General features: G+C 62.8%; 13 protein-coding genes. All 13 read left to right on the plus strand.

Annotated elements, in window-relative coordinates:
- Positions 1-22: 22 nt before the first annotated feature.
- The 13 genes from NP503_RS12915 (at position 23) to NP503_RS12975 (ending at position 16170) form a co-directional block, all read left to right on the plus strand.
- On the plus strand, positions 23-1243 hold the full coding sequence (locus NP503_RS12915; RefSeq protein ID WP_127266423.1) for an acyl-CoA dehydrogenase family protein: 1221 nt from the start codon (positions 23-25) through the stop codon (positions 1241-1243).
- 57 nt (positions 1244-1300) lie between these two features.
- Positions 1301-1855, plus strand: a complete 555-nt coding sequence (locus NP503_RS12920; RefSeq protein ID WP_236383135.1) for a flavin reductase family protein — start codon at positions 1301-1303, stop codon at positions 1853-1855.
- 390 nt (positions 1856-2245) lie between these two features.
- The gene (locus tag NP503_RS12925) at positions 2246-3781 is read left to right on the plus strand and encodes an FGGY-family carbohydrate kinase (RefSeq protein WP_127269806.1); all 1536 of its coding nucleotides are present in this window, start codon (positions 2246-2248) and stop codon (positions 3779-3781) included.
- Positions 3778-4554, plus strand: a complete 777-nt coding sequence (locus NP503_RS12930) for a DeoR/GlpR family DNA-binding transcription regulator (protein WP_127269804.1) — start codon at positions 3778-3780, stop codon at positions 4552-4554. The genes NP503_RS12925 and NP503_RS12930 overlap by 4 nt, the downstream gene beginning before the upstream one ends.
- A complete protein-coding gene (locus NP503_RS12935; RefSeq protein ID WP_127269802.1) occupies positions 4551-6263 on the plus strand; it encodes a glycerol-3-phosphate dehydrogenase/oxidase in 1713 nt (570 codons plus the stop codon). Before NP503_RS12930 ends, NP503_RS12935 begins: the two co-directional genes overlap by 4 nt.
- Before the next feature lie 423 nt (positions 6264-6686).
- Positions 6687-7697 (plus strand): sugar-binding transcriptional regulator, encoded by a 1011-nt coding sequence (locus NP503_RS12940; RefSeq protein WP_127269800.1) that lies wholly within the window; start codon positions 6687-6689, stop codon positions 7695-7697.
- Positions 7698-7730: 33 nt separating this feature from the next.
- Complete coding sequence (locus tag NP503_RS12945) at positions 7731-8387, plus strand: DUF2291 domain-containing protein (protein ID WP_127269798.1); 657 nt, start codon at positions 7731-7733, stop codon at positions 8385-8387.
- Positions 8384-9925, plus strand: coding sequence for a sugar ABC transporter ATP-binding protein (locus tag NP503_RS12950; protein ID WP_127269796.1), 1542 nt, complete (start codon positions 8384-8386; stop codon positions 9923-9925). Before NP503_RS12945 ends, NP503_RS12950 begins: the two co-directional genes overlap by 4 nt.
- Before the next feature lie 26 nt (positions 9926-9951).
- Positions 9952-11082, plus strand: coding sequence for an ABC transporter permease (locus tag NP503_RS12955; RefSeq protein WP_127268473.1), 1131 nt, complete (start codon positions 9952-9954; stop codon positions 11080-11082).
- A gap of 38 nt (positions 11083-11120) precedes the next feature.
- The gene (locus NP503_RS12960; RefSeq protein WP_013533072.1) at positions 11121-12062 is read left to right on the plus strand and encodes a D-ribose ABC transporter substrate-binding protein; all 942 of its coding nucleotides are present in this window, start codon (positions 11121-11123) and stop codon (positions 12060-12062) included.
- A 96-nt stretch (positions 12063-12158) separates the two neighbouring features.
- The gene (locus tag NP503_RS12965; RefSeq protein WP_127268472.1) at positions 12159-13718 is read left to right on the plus strand and encodes an FGGY-family carbohydrate kinase; all 1560 of its coding nucleotides are present in this window, start codon (positions 12159-12161) and stop codon (positions 13716-13718) included.
- Positions 13715-15232, plus strand: coding sequence for a glycerol-3-phosphate dehydrogenase (locus NP503_RS12970; protein ID WP_127268471.1), 1518 nt, complete (start codon positions 13715-13717; stop codon positions 15230-15232). The genes NP503_RS12965 and NP503_RS12970 overlap by 4 nt, the downstream gene beginning before the upstream one ends.
- Entirely contained in the window at positions 15232-16170 is a 939-nt protein-coding gene (locus NP503_RS12975) for a sugar phosphate isomerase/epimerase (RefSeq protein ID WP_127268470.1), read from the plus strand. Before NP503_RS12970 ends, NP503_RS12975 begins: the two co-directional genes overlap by 1 nt.
- Positions 16171-16183 lie beyond the last annotated feature (13 nt).

A 16183-nucleotide genomic window follows, 5' to 3' on the forward strand; every position in this document is an offset into this window, starting at 1 on the left:
TTTGAAAAAGGAGGAGAAGACAATGAACAAACCCATCAAGCATGGCTCGTGGGGGACGACCACCGACTATCGCGACCTGCTGACGAAGATCGCGGAGATCGGGCCGGCCCTGGAAGCCAACGCCATCGCCGACGAGGAGAGCGGCGAACTGACTTCGGCCACGTTCGAGCTGCTGAAGCCGTTGCGCATGTCGCATATCTTCGCCGCGGAGAGCCTCGGCGGCGCGCAGTTGCGACCCACCCATGGTCTCGAACTGCTGGAGACGATCACCTGGTATTCGGGAGCGGCTGGCTGGGTTTCCATGGTGCATTGCTGCATCGGTGCGATGTCGGCGGCCTTTCTGCCGGACAGCGCGGTCGAGCGGCTTTTCGCGCCGGGCACCGACAACCGTTTCTCGGGGCAGGGCGCGCCGCTTGGCATGCTGAAGAAGGTCGACGGCGGCTACCGGCTGAACGGCAAGTGGAGCTATGGCAGCGGGTTCAGCCACGCCACCTATAGCCACAGTGCCGCCTTCGTCGATGACGGCACCGGCAAGCCCGCGAAGGACGACAAGGGCAATGTGATTATCATGTGCGCCCATGCGCCGATCTCGCAGCACAAGCAGCTCGGCAATTGGGACGTTCTGGGCCTCGGCGGCACCGGCAGCATCGACTATGCGGCCGAGGATGTCTTCATCGCCGACGATCTCGTCTTCCCGATCCTGACCGCACCGCCGCTGCGCCAAAAGGAGTTCTTCAGTCTCGGTGTCGTGGGCCTCGCCGCCATCGGTCATACCGGCTGGGCGCTCGGTACCGGGCGGCGGATGCTGGACGAGATCGCCAAGTTCGCCCGCACCAAATCCGGCCGCGCCGGACTGATCGGCGAGAGCGAGAAGTTCTGGCACGATTATGGCCGCGCCGAAGCCCGCTATCGCGCTGCCCGCGCCTTCGTCTTCGAAGTCTGGCGCGACATCGAGGCGACGGTCGAGGCCGGCAATAGCGTGTCGACGCGGCAGATCAGCCTTGTCCATCTGGCCAAATCCGAGATTCACGAGGTTGGCGTCGATATCTGCAACTTCGCCTACCGCGCTGGCGGCGGCGCATCGCTCCGCGCCGGTGTGATCCAGCGCACCTTCCGCGAGATGATGGTAGCGGCCAACCACTTCACCATCGCGCCGTCGATCGTCACCTCGGCCGGCCGCGACATCGGCGGCGTGTGGAGCGATCGAACCTGGCAGTTCTACGACCTGATCGAGAAGAAGTAGTTGCAAGGGCCGGACAGCGGACGCCGTCCGGCCCCTTTTTCATGCTGCAGAAGAGACATGTCGATGAGCATCCCGCACCCCATGACCAACGCCTTCCGCGAAGCCTTTCGCCACCATCCGGCCGGTGTCGCGGTCATCACTGCCGATCCCGGCGACAGGCCGGTGGCGATGACCGTGTCTTCGCTGATCTCGGTAAGTGCCGCGCCGCCGGTCGTCGCCTTCTCGCTCTCGATGAAATCGACTTCGTCCGAGCCCTTGCTGCGGGCCGAGACCATGGTGATCCACCTGCTGCGCTTCACTGATATCGACCTGGCGCAGCTCTGCGCGTCCAGCGGCGCGGAACGTTTCCCGCCGGGAGGCGCCTGGGCGCGGCTGCCCACCGGCGAACCGCGCTATACCGGCGTTTCGACCTGGTTCCGCGCCCGTCGGCTCGGCGTTCTGCCGATTGAGGGCGCGACACTGGTCGCGGCCGAACTCCTTGACGGCGAGGTACAGCCGGACGAGGTCCCCCCGGAGGCGCATTCGCTTGTTTATCTCGACCGTCGCTGGCATCGCCTGCACAAGGAACTGGACGGGGTGGCTGAGCTTCTTGAGTCGTCGCGTTTTCTTTGAAGGCGCCGAAGCGGTGCGGGTTGTCCGGTCGTTGCGCAGGAACTCGCAAAGCCAGTCGAAGCGCGTTCGGCGTCAATCGTACCGTGCTCTCTGGCTCCCAGCGCGGGGTTGAAGCCTATCCGGCCAGTTGGGCACTAGCCGGAACTTCGTCCGCATCGGATGCGGTACGAGGGGATGGCAATTTTCGTCGCAGATGACGTCAGACATATCCGCAAAATATCTCACGTATTGACGTTAACTTAACATGCTACTATGGTCTTTTTACCGCGTCGGATGCGTCGCTTTTGTATCACCGTTGCTCGTTGATTGTCGTCATGCCTGTCATCCCTATCCCAACCTGCAGGTTTGCCTTGCAGCGCCCTTCACCAGTTGCTGAAAGCGGCGGCGCCCATGCCCAGTTTGCTCGGAATCGATAACGGTCTCACGGTCACCAAGGCGGTGATCTTCGATGCCGATGGCACGCAGTTGTCGGTGGCGCGCCGGCGCGTCCCGCAGTCGATGCCCCATGCGCGCTGGGTGGAGCGCGACATGGCAAGGCTATGGCAAGCCACCGCCGATGCCATCCGCGAAGCGATCGCATTGTGCGGCCGGGCCGCCAACGATATCAAGGCGGTGGCGGCGACCGCACACGGCGATGGTCTCTATTTGCTCGACAAGGATCGCCGGCCGCTAGGCCCCGGTATCCTGTCGCTTGACAGCCGCGCCGGCGAGATTGTCGAACAATGGTCGGCGGATGGGGTCTTCCAAAATGCGTTGGCGCGTACCGGACAGGCGCCGCACGTTTCGGCTCCGTCGGCGCTGCTGGCCTGGATCAGGAAGAACCAACCCGACCGCTATGGCCGCATCGGGCATATACTGGCCTGCAAGGACTGGCTGCGCTTTTGCCTGACCGGCACGATCGGCACCGACCGTACCGAGGCCAGCACCTCATTCACGGATTTCCGCACGCAGGATTACGCGCTGGAAGCGATGCGCATCTTCGAACTGGACGATCTTTTCGACGCGCTGCCGCCGATGGCGCATTCGGCCGAGATCGCCGGCCACGTTACCGCCGAGGCCGCCGACATGACCGGCCTTGCCAAGGGGACACCAGTGGCGAGCGGCCTGCATGACGTAACTGCCTCCGCACTTGGCATGGGCGGCCATGAGGAGGGTGTGCTTGCCATTGTCGCCGGGACCTATTCCATCAACGAAGTGGTCTCTTCGCAACCGCGCGTCGACCCGCGTTGGCTCTGTCGCAACGCCATCGACGCCGGCCGCTGGAACAACATGGCGATCTCGCCGGCCTCGACCGCGAACTACGATTGGTTTCTCGACACGTTCTGCCGCTCGGAACAGGAGAGGGCATCGGTCGGTGGTGGCTCGATCCACGAGGTTTTGGCAACAGAGATCGACGAGGCGCTTAAAAAGCGGTCGACCATCCTGTTTCATCCCTATCTGTTCGGCTCCCCCTTTGGCGATGTCGCCAGCGGCAGCTTTGTCGGCCTTCATGGCTGGCACAATCGCGGCGATATGCTCAAGGCGGTTCTGGAGGGCATTGCTTTCAATCATCGTACCCATGTCGAAGCCTTGCGCGACGGCTTTGCCATCAGCGAAATCCGCCTGACCGGCGGCGGCTCGCGCAATCCGGCCTTCGTCCAGATGTTTGCCGATGTGTTGAACGCCCCGGTCATCGTTACCTCGACCGACGAGGCCGCGGCGTTTGGCGCTGCGCTTTGCGCGGGTGCGGCGGTTGGCATCTTCGCGACGCCGCAAGAAGGCGCCAGGCAAGTCGGCATGACCGCGCGCCAATACGAGCCAGTGCCGGCCTCGAGTGCTGTGTTCAACGAGCGCTTTTCCCTCTATGGCCGCATAGCCGGTGCGCTCGAACCGCATTGGCCTGACATCGAGAAACTGGCGCGGCCAGACACCGGGGGAAGCGCATGATCAAGGCCGACGAACGACGCGAAGAGATCGCCGATTATGTGATCAAGCTCGGCCAGGTACGCATCGACGATCTGGTCGAGCATTTCGGCGTGTCGCGTATGACCATCCACCGGCACATCGACCGGCTGGCGCAGCAGGGCGTGTTGCGCAAGCTGCACGGTGCGGTCACGGTTCAGCCTTCCGGTCTCTACGAAAGCGCCTTCCGCTACCGGGTGACGGTCAACCGTGCCGAAAAGGATGCTCTGGCGCGGACAGCACTCGATTATATCGAAGCTGGCCAGGTGGTGATGCTGGACGATTCGTCAACGGCAAATGCGGTCGCTACGCTCCTGCTCGACGTCAAGCCGCTGACCGTCATCACCAACTCAGTGGCGACGGCTGCACTGCTGACCCATGTCGACGAACTCGACTTCATCTGTCTCGGCGGCCAGTACCACAACACCTACAACGCCTATATCGGCATCGTCTGCGAGAACGCGGTGGCACAGCTTCGCGCCAATGTGCTGATCTGTTCGGCTTCGGCCATCACCGGAACCACCGCCTTCATCCAGGATCCCAATGTCGTGCGGGTCAAGCAGGCGATGATGGCCGCATCGGTCAAGCGTATCCTTCTGATCGACCATGCCAAGTTCGATAGGATCGCGCTGCATGTCTTCGATGATCTGACCAGCTTCGATGTCGTGCTGGCGACCGAAGGCCTGGGCGATGCGCGGGCGCAAGCCCTCGAACGGGCCGGCGTGAAGCTGCGCATCGTCAAGACGAAAGCGCCATGAGCTCGAGCGAAGCAATACGTACGGAAAATCCAGCCGGGCGTCTGGCCGCCATGGCCGGAGCCGGGGAGGTCGACGTCGTCATTCTTGGCGCCGGCATCAACGGGGCAGGGCTGTTTCGCGATCTGTGCGCGCAAGGCGTCAGCTGCCTGATCGTCGACAAGGCGGATTTCGGCTCCGGCACGAGTGCTGCGCCATCGCGGCTCATTCATGGCGGTCTGAAATATCTCGAAACCGGCGAGTTCAGGCTGGTGGCGCAGTCGACGCTCGAACGCAATTTGCTTTTGAAAAACGCGCCGCACTATGTCAGCCCGCTGCCAACGGTCATCCCGATCTTCTCCTGGAGCAAGGGCATGCTGGCGGCGCTGCGGACGCTGTTCGGCTCGACCAGCGCGCCGCGCAGCCGTGGCGCCGTCCTGATCAAGATCGGCCTGATGATCTATGATTTCTATGGCTCGCGAAACCAGGTCATGCCGCGTCACCGCATGGTCGGGCGGCGCCAGGCGCTCAGTGAGATGCCGGCGCTCGCCCCCTCGATCGTCGCCACCGGCACCTATTACGACGCCAAGATAAGCCACCCCGAGAGGCTCGTGCTCGAACTGATCCTCGATGGGCTGCAGGCAAACGAGGCCTCGGCCAGCGCGAACTACACGGCGCTGGCGAAGTCCGCCGATGGCGTGCTGACCTTCCAGCCGGAAAACGGCGCGGCCTTTTCGGTGCGGCCGAAGCTGGTGGTCAATGCCGCCGGTCCATGGATCGACGATGTCAACGATTCGCTAGGCGCGCCGTCGAAGATGATCGGCGGCACCAAGGGCTCGCACATCCTGTTGAAGCACGACGAGCTGGTCAAAAGCCTGGCCGGACGCATGCTGTATTTCGAAGCCGATGACGGCCGCATCTGCCTTGTCTACGACTATCTCGGCCTGGCGCTGGTCGGCTCCACCGACATCAAGGCCGACAACCCCGACGCGGTGCGCTGCGAACCTGACGAAGTCGAGTACCTGCTCGACAGCGTACGGACGCTGCTGCCGGGGATGGCGTTCGAGCGCGACCAGATCGTCTATGCCTATAGCGGCATCCGGCCGCTGCCGGCCTCGGATGCATCGGTGCCCGGCTTGATCAGCCGTGACCACTCGGCGCCCGTCGCCGAGCCGGATCGGAACAGACCTTTCGCAGTCATCTCGCTGATCGGCGGCAAGTGGACGACCTTTCGCGGCTTCGCCGAGGAAGTCGCCGACACCGTGCTCGGCCGCCTGCAGCGCAGCCGCAAGGTGACGACGCAGACCATGCCGATCGGCGGCGGCAGGGATTTCCCGGCTGATGCTGCAGCGCGAGCAAGTTGGCTGGCTCTGGCTCACTCGGAGACGGGCGCTGGAGAACGGCGTCTCGAGGCGCTGCTGTCGCGATATGGCACCAGAGCCACGCAGATCGCCACACATGAGCCGGATGATGAGGGCCGACTGCCGGATTCAGAAAGCTACAGCCGATCGGAAATTGACTACATCGTCCGCACCGAGTTCGTCGAACATCTGGCCGATATCGTCATGCGCCGCAGCACCCTGGCGATATCAGGGTCACTGACGGGCCGGGATCTGCAGGAGATTGCGACGATTGCCGGACGGGCGCTGGGCTGGAGCGCCGGGCGCCTCGCAGAGGAAGTCGAGGCCGCCGCCCTGGAACTCGAGGACCGGAACCTGATGCGGCTGGGCTGATCATTCCGTCGCCGATGCTCTTTCCCAAGGCAATCCGGTCGGTTTGCCTAAGGATGCGCCGCATCCCCAATCGCTCAACTCACAGGTGGATTGGGATTTTGCCGATGTCAGATATTATTATGGAGAAACAGCTAGTTAGAAAAAAATTAGATAGCCGATGGCTGTGCAATTCTACTGGCTCAGGCACGAAATAACACAGATTGACGTTAAATTAACATAGCCGTATGATCGAGTAACATGCTCACCTCCTAATAGGTCGATGTTGCCCGCCGAAATGCCGGCAGACCGGCGTTTCGGGAAGGGCGAGACCTGTGAATTCCCCATATGTGCATGCGCCAAATCCGGCGAGGGATTGACAGCGATGCAGGGATGTGAAAATTTTTGCACACAAAGATAATAATATCATCTCAGGGAGGAGATGTCTTGAAATCCGGCGGAGCCACTAACCGCGATCATGAGTCCAGCCTCGCCACCCGCGCGGCCTGGCTTCACTATGCCGGGGGTCTGACGCAGGCCCAGGTGGCCAAGCGGCTCGGCCTGACCAGCCTCAAGGCGCATCGGCTCATCACCCGGGCCACCCAGGATGGCCTTGTCAGGGTGATCATCGACGGCGATGTCGGCGAATGCATCGACCTCGAGCAGCAGCTGATCACTGCTTACGGGCTCGACTACTGCGAGGTTGTTCCTGATCTCGATCAGGACGAGCTGCCGCTGAAGGCGCTTGGGATCGCCGGCGCTCAGTTTCTGAAACGAGAGATCGATCGCGGCGAGGACATGCTGATCGGCGTCGGCCATGGCCGTACCCTTGCCGCAAGCGTCGAGTATCTGACGCGCACCGCCGCTGCCCATATCCGTTTCGTCTCGCTGCTTGGCGGCGTGACGCGCAAATTCGCGGCCAACCCGCACGATGTCATGCATCGGCTGGCCGAGCGGACCGGCGCGCAGGCTTATGTGATGCCGGTGCCTTTCGTCGCCAACACCGCCGAGGACCGTGAAGTGCTGCTTGGTCAGCGCGGCATTAGCGATGTCTTCGACCTCGCAAGCCGGTCCGACCTGATGTTCGTCGGCATAGGGACCGCCGAGCGGGAAGCTTCGTTGGTCGCTACCGGCATGATCGAACATTCCGAAATCGATGAGGTGAAACGCGATGGCGGCGTCGGCGAGCTGCTCGCCCACTTCTTCGACGACAAGGGGCGCCCGGTGGAAACGGCGCTGTCGGACAGAATTCTCGCGCTTCCGCGGGACCAGTTGAAGGGCCGCCGGATCGTCGCCGTCGCCGGCGGCAAGATCAAAGTGCGTGCCATCAAAGCGGTGCTCGAAAGCCGCTATCTGAGCGGCCTGATCACCGACGAGTCCACCGCTCGTGCCCTTGTCGAACAGAACAAACCCAATGGCGCGAAGCGCCATGTGAACGGAGGATCGTCAAATGCGTGACAAGCGCGGATCAGCCTTGCTGGCGGTTGCGTCATGAGCGCGAAAGCCGCCACCGCATCGACCAGGCCGGCTTCGCCCGCCCTGCGTCGGGCACTTGCCGGCGCCGCGGTTGTCGTCCTGCTCGGCGCCATGGCGCTCGACACCAAGGTGGTCAGGATCGGCTCTGCCGGCGATGTCCGCAGCGCCGTCTTTTCCGCCGCTGACTACGGCAAGTCGGAGTTTCCCAAGGTGCAGGCCGATGTCGAGGCACGCGCCGCCGACGCGGTGACGGTGGCTGCTGCTATCGCCAAGGACAGGGCGACGGCGGAAAAGGAATATGGCGTGCCAGCGGGCGTCGGACCGGTCATCTCGGTCAAGTTCACCGGTGTCGTCGGCGAAGGAAAATCCGGCATCTACAAGGTCGCCGTCGAAGGCGTGCCGGACACGCTGATGATCCGGGTGCAAACGGGACCGGCGATCAACGGCACCGAGCTTCGCGACGCCACCGGCAAGATCACATTCGGCCAGTTCACCAACCAGATCGAATACCAGGACGCCGGTTCGGCGTTGAACAACGAGATGAAGAAGGAAGTCCTGGCCAAGGTCGACACCAGCACCTTGACCGGCAAGACCGTATCGGTGGTAGGCGCATTCAAGCTGGTCAACCCGAAGAGCTGGCTGGTCACTCCGGTGAGGCTGGAGGTCAAATGAGCGCGGCTGCAGACACCGGACCCGCGACCGGCGACGCCGTGCTTTCGGCGCGCAACATCGTCATGTCGTATGGCGGCGTTCATGCGCTCAAGGGCGTCAATTTCGACATCCATCGCGGCAAGGTCACGACGCTGTTCGGCGAGAACGGCGCCGGCAAGTCGACGCTGATGAAGATCCTGTCCGGCGTCGTCACGCCGACATCCGGCGACATCGTGCTCGACGGCAATCTCGTCAGCTTCTCCTCATCCTCGGACGCGCGCGATCGCGGCATCTCGATCATCCACCAGGAACTCAGCCTGGCGCCGAACCTCAGCGTTCGCGACAACATCTTCATGGGCCGCGAACTGCGCACCAGAACCGGCCTCGACTTCGCCGAAGAATCGCGCCAGGCGCGCGCGCTGATGGCCGATCTCGAAGAGGACATCGACCCGATGACTCTCGTCGAGGATCTGCGCCTGGGTCAACAGCAGATCGTCGAGATCGCGCGGGCGCTGTCGGTCGATTCACGCATCCTCATCATGGACGAGCCGACCTCCGCGCTCAGTGCAACCGAGGTCGAGGTGCTGTTCAAGGTGATCCGCGATCTGACCAGCCGCGGCGTCTCCATCGTCTACATTTCACATCACCTCGAAGAAGCGCTGCAGATCACCGACTACGCCGTTGTCCTGCGCGACGGCGCCATAACGGCAACGGCCGAAGCCAGGGACATCGACCTCGAGTGGATCGTGCGCAACATGGTCGGCGAGAATTTCGATCTCGGCTCGCCGCCGACCGGTCATGCGTTCGGCGAGGTCGCCCTTTCGATCGAGGACGTCAGCGTCGTTGACACTTCGGGCTCGGGCTATTCCGTCGTCGATCACCTGTCGCTGGACGTCAGGGCCGGCGAGATCGTCTGCATCTATGGGCTAATGGGCGCCGGGCGCACGGAATTGCTGGAGGCCGTCGCCGGACGAGTGCCGATGGCGGGCGGTCGCGCGCTTCTGGAAGGCGAGGACGTCTCGGGGTTGAGCATTGCCCAGCGCATCTCCAGAGGGCTTGTGCTGGTCCCCGAGGACCGCCAGCGCGACGGGCTGGTGCAAACGATGACCGTCGGCCGCAATCTCTCGCTTGCCAGCATCGAGGCGTTCGCCAAGGGGCTGTTTCTGTCCCGTTCCAGGGAGCGAGAGCTGGTCGAAGACTCGATCCGCAAGGTGACTGTCAAGACCGCAGGTGGCAACGCCATGATCGGATCGCTGTCGGGTGGCAATCAGCAGAAGGTCGTCATCGGCAAGATGCTGACGACCAAGCCCAAGGTCATCCTCCTCGACGAGCCGAGCCGCGGCATCGATGTTGGCGCCAAGGCCGAGGTCTTCCGCTTGTTGAGCGAACGCGCCGCTCAAGGGCTTGCGGTCGTCTTCTCGACCTCTGAGGTCAACGAATGCCTCAGCATTGCCCACCGCATCGTCGTCATGCGGCGTGGCAGGATTTCAGCTGAATTCGGCGCCAACGCCACCAAAGAGCAGATCATGGCCGCCTCCGGCGAAGCCGTGGTCGCCTGATCACCAGAATTTCGGAGCCCAGACCCATGACCGACGTCAGCCAGGCCAGAAAACAGTCCAGTCCAAGCGCGAGCGAAGGCTTCGATCTCGCCAAGTTGCTGCTCGAGGGCCGGGCCTTCTTTGCCCTGATCGTCATCATCGTCGTCTTCTCGATCCTGTCGCCCTACTACCTCTCGGTGGCGAACTTCCTGACCATGGCTTCGCATGTCGCCATCTTCGGAATCCTCGCGATCGGCATGCTGCTCGTCATCCTCAATGGCGGCATCGATCTGTCGGTGGGGTCGACGCTGGGTTTGGCCGGCGTCGTTGCCGGATTCCTGATGCAAGGGGTGACGCTGACCTGGCTGGGCGTCGTTCTCTATCCGCCGGTCTGGGTGGTTGCGGTGCTGGCCTGCATGCTGGGCGCGGTCGTCGGGCTGATCAACGGCGTGCTCATTGCGCGCTTCAAGGTTCCGGCGTTCGTCGCCACGCTCGGCGTCATGTACATGGCGCGCGGCCTGGCGCTGCTGATGACCAGCGGCCTGACCTATAACAATCTCGGCGGCAAGCCGGAGCTCGGAAACACCGGCTTCGATGCGCTTGGCTTCAACCGCTTGTTCGGCGTGCCGACGGGCGTCGTGGTTCTCGTGGTCATCGCGCTGATCGGCAGCATCGTGTTGAACCGCACCGCCTTCGGGCGCTGGCTCTACGCCTCGGGCGGCAACGAGCGCGCGGCCGAACTGTCCGGCGTTCCGGTCAAGACGGTGCAGATTTCGGTCTATGTGCTGTCAGGCATCTGCGCCGCTATTGCCGGCCTGATCCTGTCATCGCAGTTGACGTCGGCGGGACCGACCGCGGGCACCACCTACGAATTGACGGCCATCGCGGCCGTCGTCATCGGCGGCGCGGCACTGACCGGCGGCCGTGGCAACATCCGCGGAACCCTGCTCGGGGCCTTCGTCATCGGCTTCCTGTCCGACGGTCTGGTGATCATCGGCATCTCATCCTACTGGCAGACAGTGTTCACGGGCGCGGTCATCGTGCTCGCCGTGCTCCTCAATGCCGTTCAGTATCGCCGCCGTAGCAAGCTCCCAAGCGCGACAGGTGGCCAACCGACTTCTCAGAAACGGGGGAAGGCCGAACCGGCCAATCCTGCCCAAGGGAAGATTGCCAGGTGAACTGGCAGCAACACCGCGTAATCATTGGAGGAATGTACATGAAAACCATGCTGAAAAGTCTGCTCGCCGCCGCGATGGTCGTCGGGTTCACGGCCGCCGCGTCAGCCGCGGGCCTGATCTCGATCATCGTCAACGATCCGGCCAACCCCTACTGGCTGACTGAGGGCAACGTCGCCAAGGCCGAGGCCGAGAAGCTTGGCTATACAGCCAATGTCGGCGCCCACAAGGGCGATACCAATACCGAAAGCAATTTGATCGACACCGCCATCACCAACAAGTCGGTGGCGATCATCCTCGATCCGGCCAACGCTGACGGCTCTGTCGGTGCGGTGAAGAAGGCGATTGCAGCCAACATCCCGGTGTTCCTCGTCAATGCCGAGATCAATCAGGAAGGCCTCGCCAAGGGTCAGCTCGTTTCCAACAACGCGCAAGGCGCTGCTCTCGGTGCCCAGCAGTGGGTGCAGGCCGTCGGCGAAAAGGGCAAATATGTCGAACTGCTCGGCGCCCCGTCTGACAACAACGCCGCTACGCGCTCGAACGGTTACGCGACTGTGCTGAGCCAGTACCCGGATCTCGAAAAGGCTGCTTCGCAGGTCGCCAACTGGGATCGTACCCAGGGCCACGACAAGATGCAGAGCATGCTGCAGGCCAATCCCGACATCATCGCCGTGATCAGCGGCAATGACGAGATGGCGCTTGGCGCGGTTGCGGCGCTGAAGGAAGCCGGCAAGCTCGCCGGCATCAAGGTCGGCGGCTTCGACGGCTCCCCGGATGCGGTTGCGGCGATCAAGTCCGGCGAACTGCAGTACACCGTGCTTCAGCCGGTCGCCATCTTCTCGGCCAAGGCCGTGCAGCAGGCGGACTCGTTCATCAAGACAGGTGCCACCGGTGCGGCGACCGAGAAGCAGCTGTTCGATTGCCTTCTCATCACCAAGGACAATGTCGACAAGTACACCGCACCCTTCGTGCTGTCTGAGTAATACCTGTACAGGGGGTGTCCTTGCGGACACTCCCTGCCTCTTCTACGAAATGACTGCCCTCGTGAACCGCCTTCGCAACCAACCGGAATTTGCGGCATGAAAGACCTGCTGATCGGCATCGACGCGGGAACGTCGGTGATCAAATCGATCGCTTTCGACCTGTCCGGGCGGCAGCTCGCCATGACGTCGGTGCCCAACAGCTTCGTCACGCTGGAAGGCGGCGGCGCCGAGCAGGACCTCGACCAGACCTGGCGCGACATGGCGCGGACCGTTCGCGATCTCGCGGCCAAGGTTCCCGACCTCGCGCAACGAACCGCAGCGGTGGCCATCACCGGGCAGGGCGACGGAACCTGGCTGATCGATGGCGAGGGCTTGCCTGTCTCGCGCGCCTGGCTGTGGCTCGATGCCCGCGCTGGACATTTGGTGGACGAGATGCGCGCCGATCCCCGGGATCGCAGGCGGTTCGAGTTGACCGGCACGGGTCTCAATTCCTGCCAGCAAGGCGCCCAGCTTGCCTTCATGAAAAAAAACTATTCCGACATGCTGGAGCGGGCGGCGACCGCCCTGCATTGCAAGGATTGGCTCTACTTCAAGATGACAGGCGAACGCGCCACGGATCCCTCCGAGGGAACCTTCACCTTCGGCGATTTTCGGTCGCGCAGCTATTCCGACGAAGCCCTCGACATCCTGGATCTGACGACGCATCGCCGCCTGTTGCCTCCCATGCTCGAAGGCACCACCGACCATCATCCGCTGTCGCGGTCGGCGGCGGCAGAGACCGGCCTGCTCGAAGGCACGCCGGTGGTGCTGGGTTACGTCGATATGGTCATGACGGCGCTCGGAGCCGGCCTCTATGATCCCTCGGGCAATGTCGGCTGCACGGTCATCGGCTCGACCGGCATACACACACGCTTTGCCGCCACTCCCGACGATGTCGTGCTGAACGACGATGGCTCCGGCTACACGATCGCCATGCCTATTCCAGGCGCCTTTGCCCAATTGCAGTCCAACATGGCGGCGACGCTCAACATAGATTGGGTGCTTGGCCTAGCGCGCGACGTGCTCGCCACGGCTGGCGGCAAGCCTTCTCATGACGAGTTGCTGAAGGCCCTCGACGCTTGGGTGGAAGCATCGGAGCCTGGTTCGCTGATCTACCAGCCTTATATATCGCTGGCCGGTGAAAGAGGACCGTTCGTCGATCCTGACGCACGCGCGGGATTCATCGGCCTTTCGGTCAAGCATGGCTTTGGCGATCTGGCGCGCGGCGTCCTCGAGGGACTGGCCTTCGCCGCACGCGATTGCTACCAGGCGATGGGCGCCGTGCCGGGCGAAATCCGCCTGTCGGGCGGCGCCGCGCGCAGCCCGTCCCTACGCCGCATCATCGCAGCGGCGACAAGGGCACAGGTGCGCACCAGCAGTCGCCAGGAAGCCGGCGCGGCAGGCGCCGCGATGATGGCCGCGGTCGGCCTCGGCGTCTATGGCTCGATGGAAGACTGCGCCGCCGAATGGGTGACGCCGCTTCTCGGCGACTGCGATGCCTATGACGAGGCGCTTTCGCAAACCTACGATGCCCTCTTCCCTTCCTTCGTTGCAGCGCGTCAGGCGCTTCGGCCGGTGTGGAAGGGCATGGCGCACCGCACAGGAGCAGGATCTTGAGCAATACAACAGATGTCGTCGATCTCTTCGTGATCGGCGGCGGCGTCAATGGAGCCGGCATAGCGCGTGATGCGGCAGGTCGCGGGCTGTCCGTCATCCTGTGCGAAAAGGACGATCTCGCGCAAGGCACGAGCTCGCGCTCCGGCAAGCTGGTGCATGGCGGCCTGCGCTACCTCGAATATTATGAATTCCGGCTGGTTCGCGAAGCACTGATCGAACGCGAGGTGCTGCTCGAGGCGGCGCCGCACATCATCTGGCCGATGCGCTTCGTTCTTCCGCACAGCCCGCAAGACAGGCCGGCATGGCTGGTCCGGCTCGGGCTGTTTCTCTACGACCACCTTGGCGGCCGTAAACGCCTGCCGGGGACAAGAACACTGAACCTCAAGACTGCGCCGGAAGGTGCGCCAATCAAGGACGAGTTCAAGCGCGGTTTCGAATATTCCGACTGCTGGGTCGACGATGCGCGCCTGGTGCTGCTCAACGCTCTGGATGCCCGGCAGCGCGGTGCCAGAGTGCTCACGCGCACCGCCTGTGTCGCGGCCCGTCGCGAAAACGGACTGTGGTCGATCGACATGCAGGATGGTCGCACGGGTTCGGTGACGAAGGTCCGGGCGCGGGCGCTGGTCAACGCGGCAGGCCCCTGGGTCAACGACATTGTCAGCCGCGTCGCCGGCCAGAATTCCACCCGCAATGTTCGTCTGGTGAAGGGCAGCCATATCGTCGTGCCCAAATTCTGGGAGGGGCGGCAAGCCTATCTCATTCAGAACAACGACAAGCGGGTGATCTTCGTCAATCCGTATGAGAACGATCTGGCGCTGATTGGCACCACCGACATTCCCTACGAAGGCAGGCCCGAGGAAGTGGTCGCCGAGGCCAGCGAAGTCGACTATCTGATCAAGGTGGTCAATCGCTATTTCAAGCGGCAGCTGACGCCACAGGACGTGGTCTACAGTTTCTCGGGCGTGCGTCCGCTCTATGACGACAATGCCGACAATCCAAGCGCGGTGACGCGCGACTATATTTTCGAACTCGACGCCTCCAACGGCAACGCGCCGCTGCTTTCGGTATTCGGCGGCAAGATCACCACCTTCCGCAAGCTGTCGGAACACGCGCTGGAAAAGATCCAGCCGTTTTTTCCGATGATGAAGAAAGCCTGGACGGCCAAAATTCCCTTGCCGGGAGGCGACCTGCCCAATGCGGACTTCGAGCAGTTCCTGAGCGATCTGCATTCCGAGTTTTCATGGCTCAGCCCGTCGCTGGTGAAGCATTACGCGCGAAGCTATGGCACCCGCGCCAGGCAATTGCTCGCTGGCGCACAGCGCGAAGCCGATCTCGGCCGCCGCTTCGGTCCCGATCTATATGAACGGGAGGCAAGGTTCCTGGCCGAGACCGAATGGGCCGGCACATCAGCCGATATACTGGAACGCCGCACCAAACATGGCCTGCATATCGATGCGGCCGAACGGAAAGCATTCGAAGACTGGTTCGATAACATCATGGCGACGGCGGACTGATGGCCTTCACGCTTTCCCTCAACACCAATCCGCTGGTCAATCGTTTCGCCGATCCAGACGATCTGATCGATGCGATCGCCTATGGCATCGGCATCCGCGACGTGCAGCTGACGCATGAATTCGTCAATCCGGGCTGGCCGGCGGCGACGATTGCCAAATTCCTGCGCCGGTTCAACAGCGCCTTGGCGCGGACCGGTGTCAAGATCACCTCCGGCATGACGGGGCCTTATGGCCGGCTCAACCATTTCGGCCACCCGGATGCGGATGTGCGGCGCTATTATGTCGACTGGTTCAAGACCTTCGCCGATATTTCCGCGGAACTCGGTGCGTCGGGCATGGGCACGCAGTTCGCCATCTTCACCCACAAGGACTTTGACCATCCGCAACGGCGGGCAGCGCTTCTCGATATCGCCCTCGAGTGCTGGCGCGAGGTGGCCGAACACGCCAAGGCGGCGGGTCTGACATACCTGTTCTGGGAGCCGATGTCGGTCGGCCGCGAGTTCGGCCACACGATCGAAAGCTGCGCCACGCTGCAAGGCGCCATCGATGCGGCGAAGCTGCCCATACCGATGAAGATGATGGTGGATATCGACCATGGCGACGTGACCTCGGCCGATCCTGCCGATACCGATCCCTATGCTTGGGCGAAAGCGTTTCCATTGCAATCGCCGATCATCCACATCAAGCAGTCTTCCATGAACAAGGGCGGGCACTGGCCGTTCACGGCCGCCTACAACAAGGACGGCCGCATAGTGCCGCAGAAGCTGCTGGACGCGGTTCGGCAGGGCGGTGGAACCGACAATGAAATTTGCCTTGAACTTTCCTTCAGGGAGAGGGAACCAGTCGACCATCAGGTTATCGAGATGATCCGCGAGTCGGTGGATTTCTGGGCCCCTCATATCGACAGCGGTCGCGACAGTCTCAAGCCCCGGACCTGAGCGAATACGTCGC

It is taken from the genome of Mesorhizobium sp. SEMIA396, assembly GCF_024518615.1.
In the GTDB taxonomy this organism is placed as follows: domain Bacteria; phylum Pseudomonadota; class Alphaproteobacteria; order Rhizobiales; family Rhizobiaceae; genus Mesorhizobium.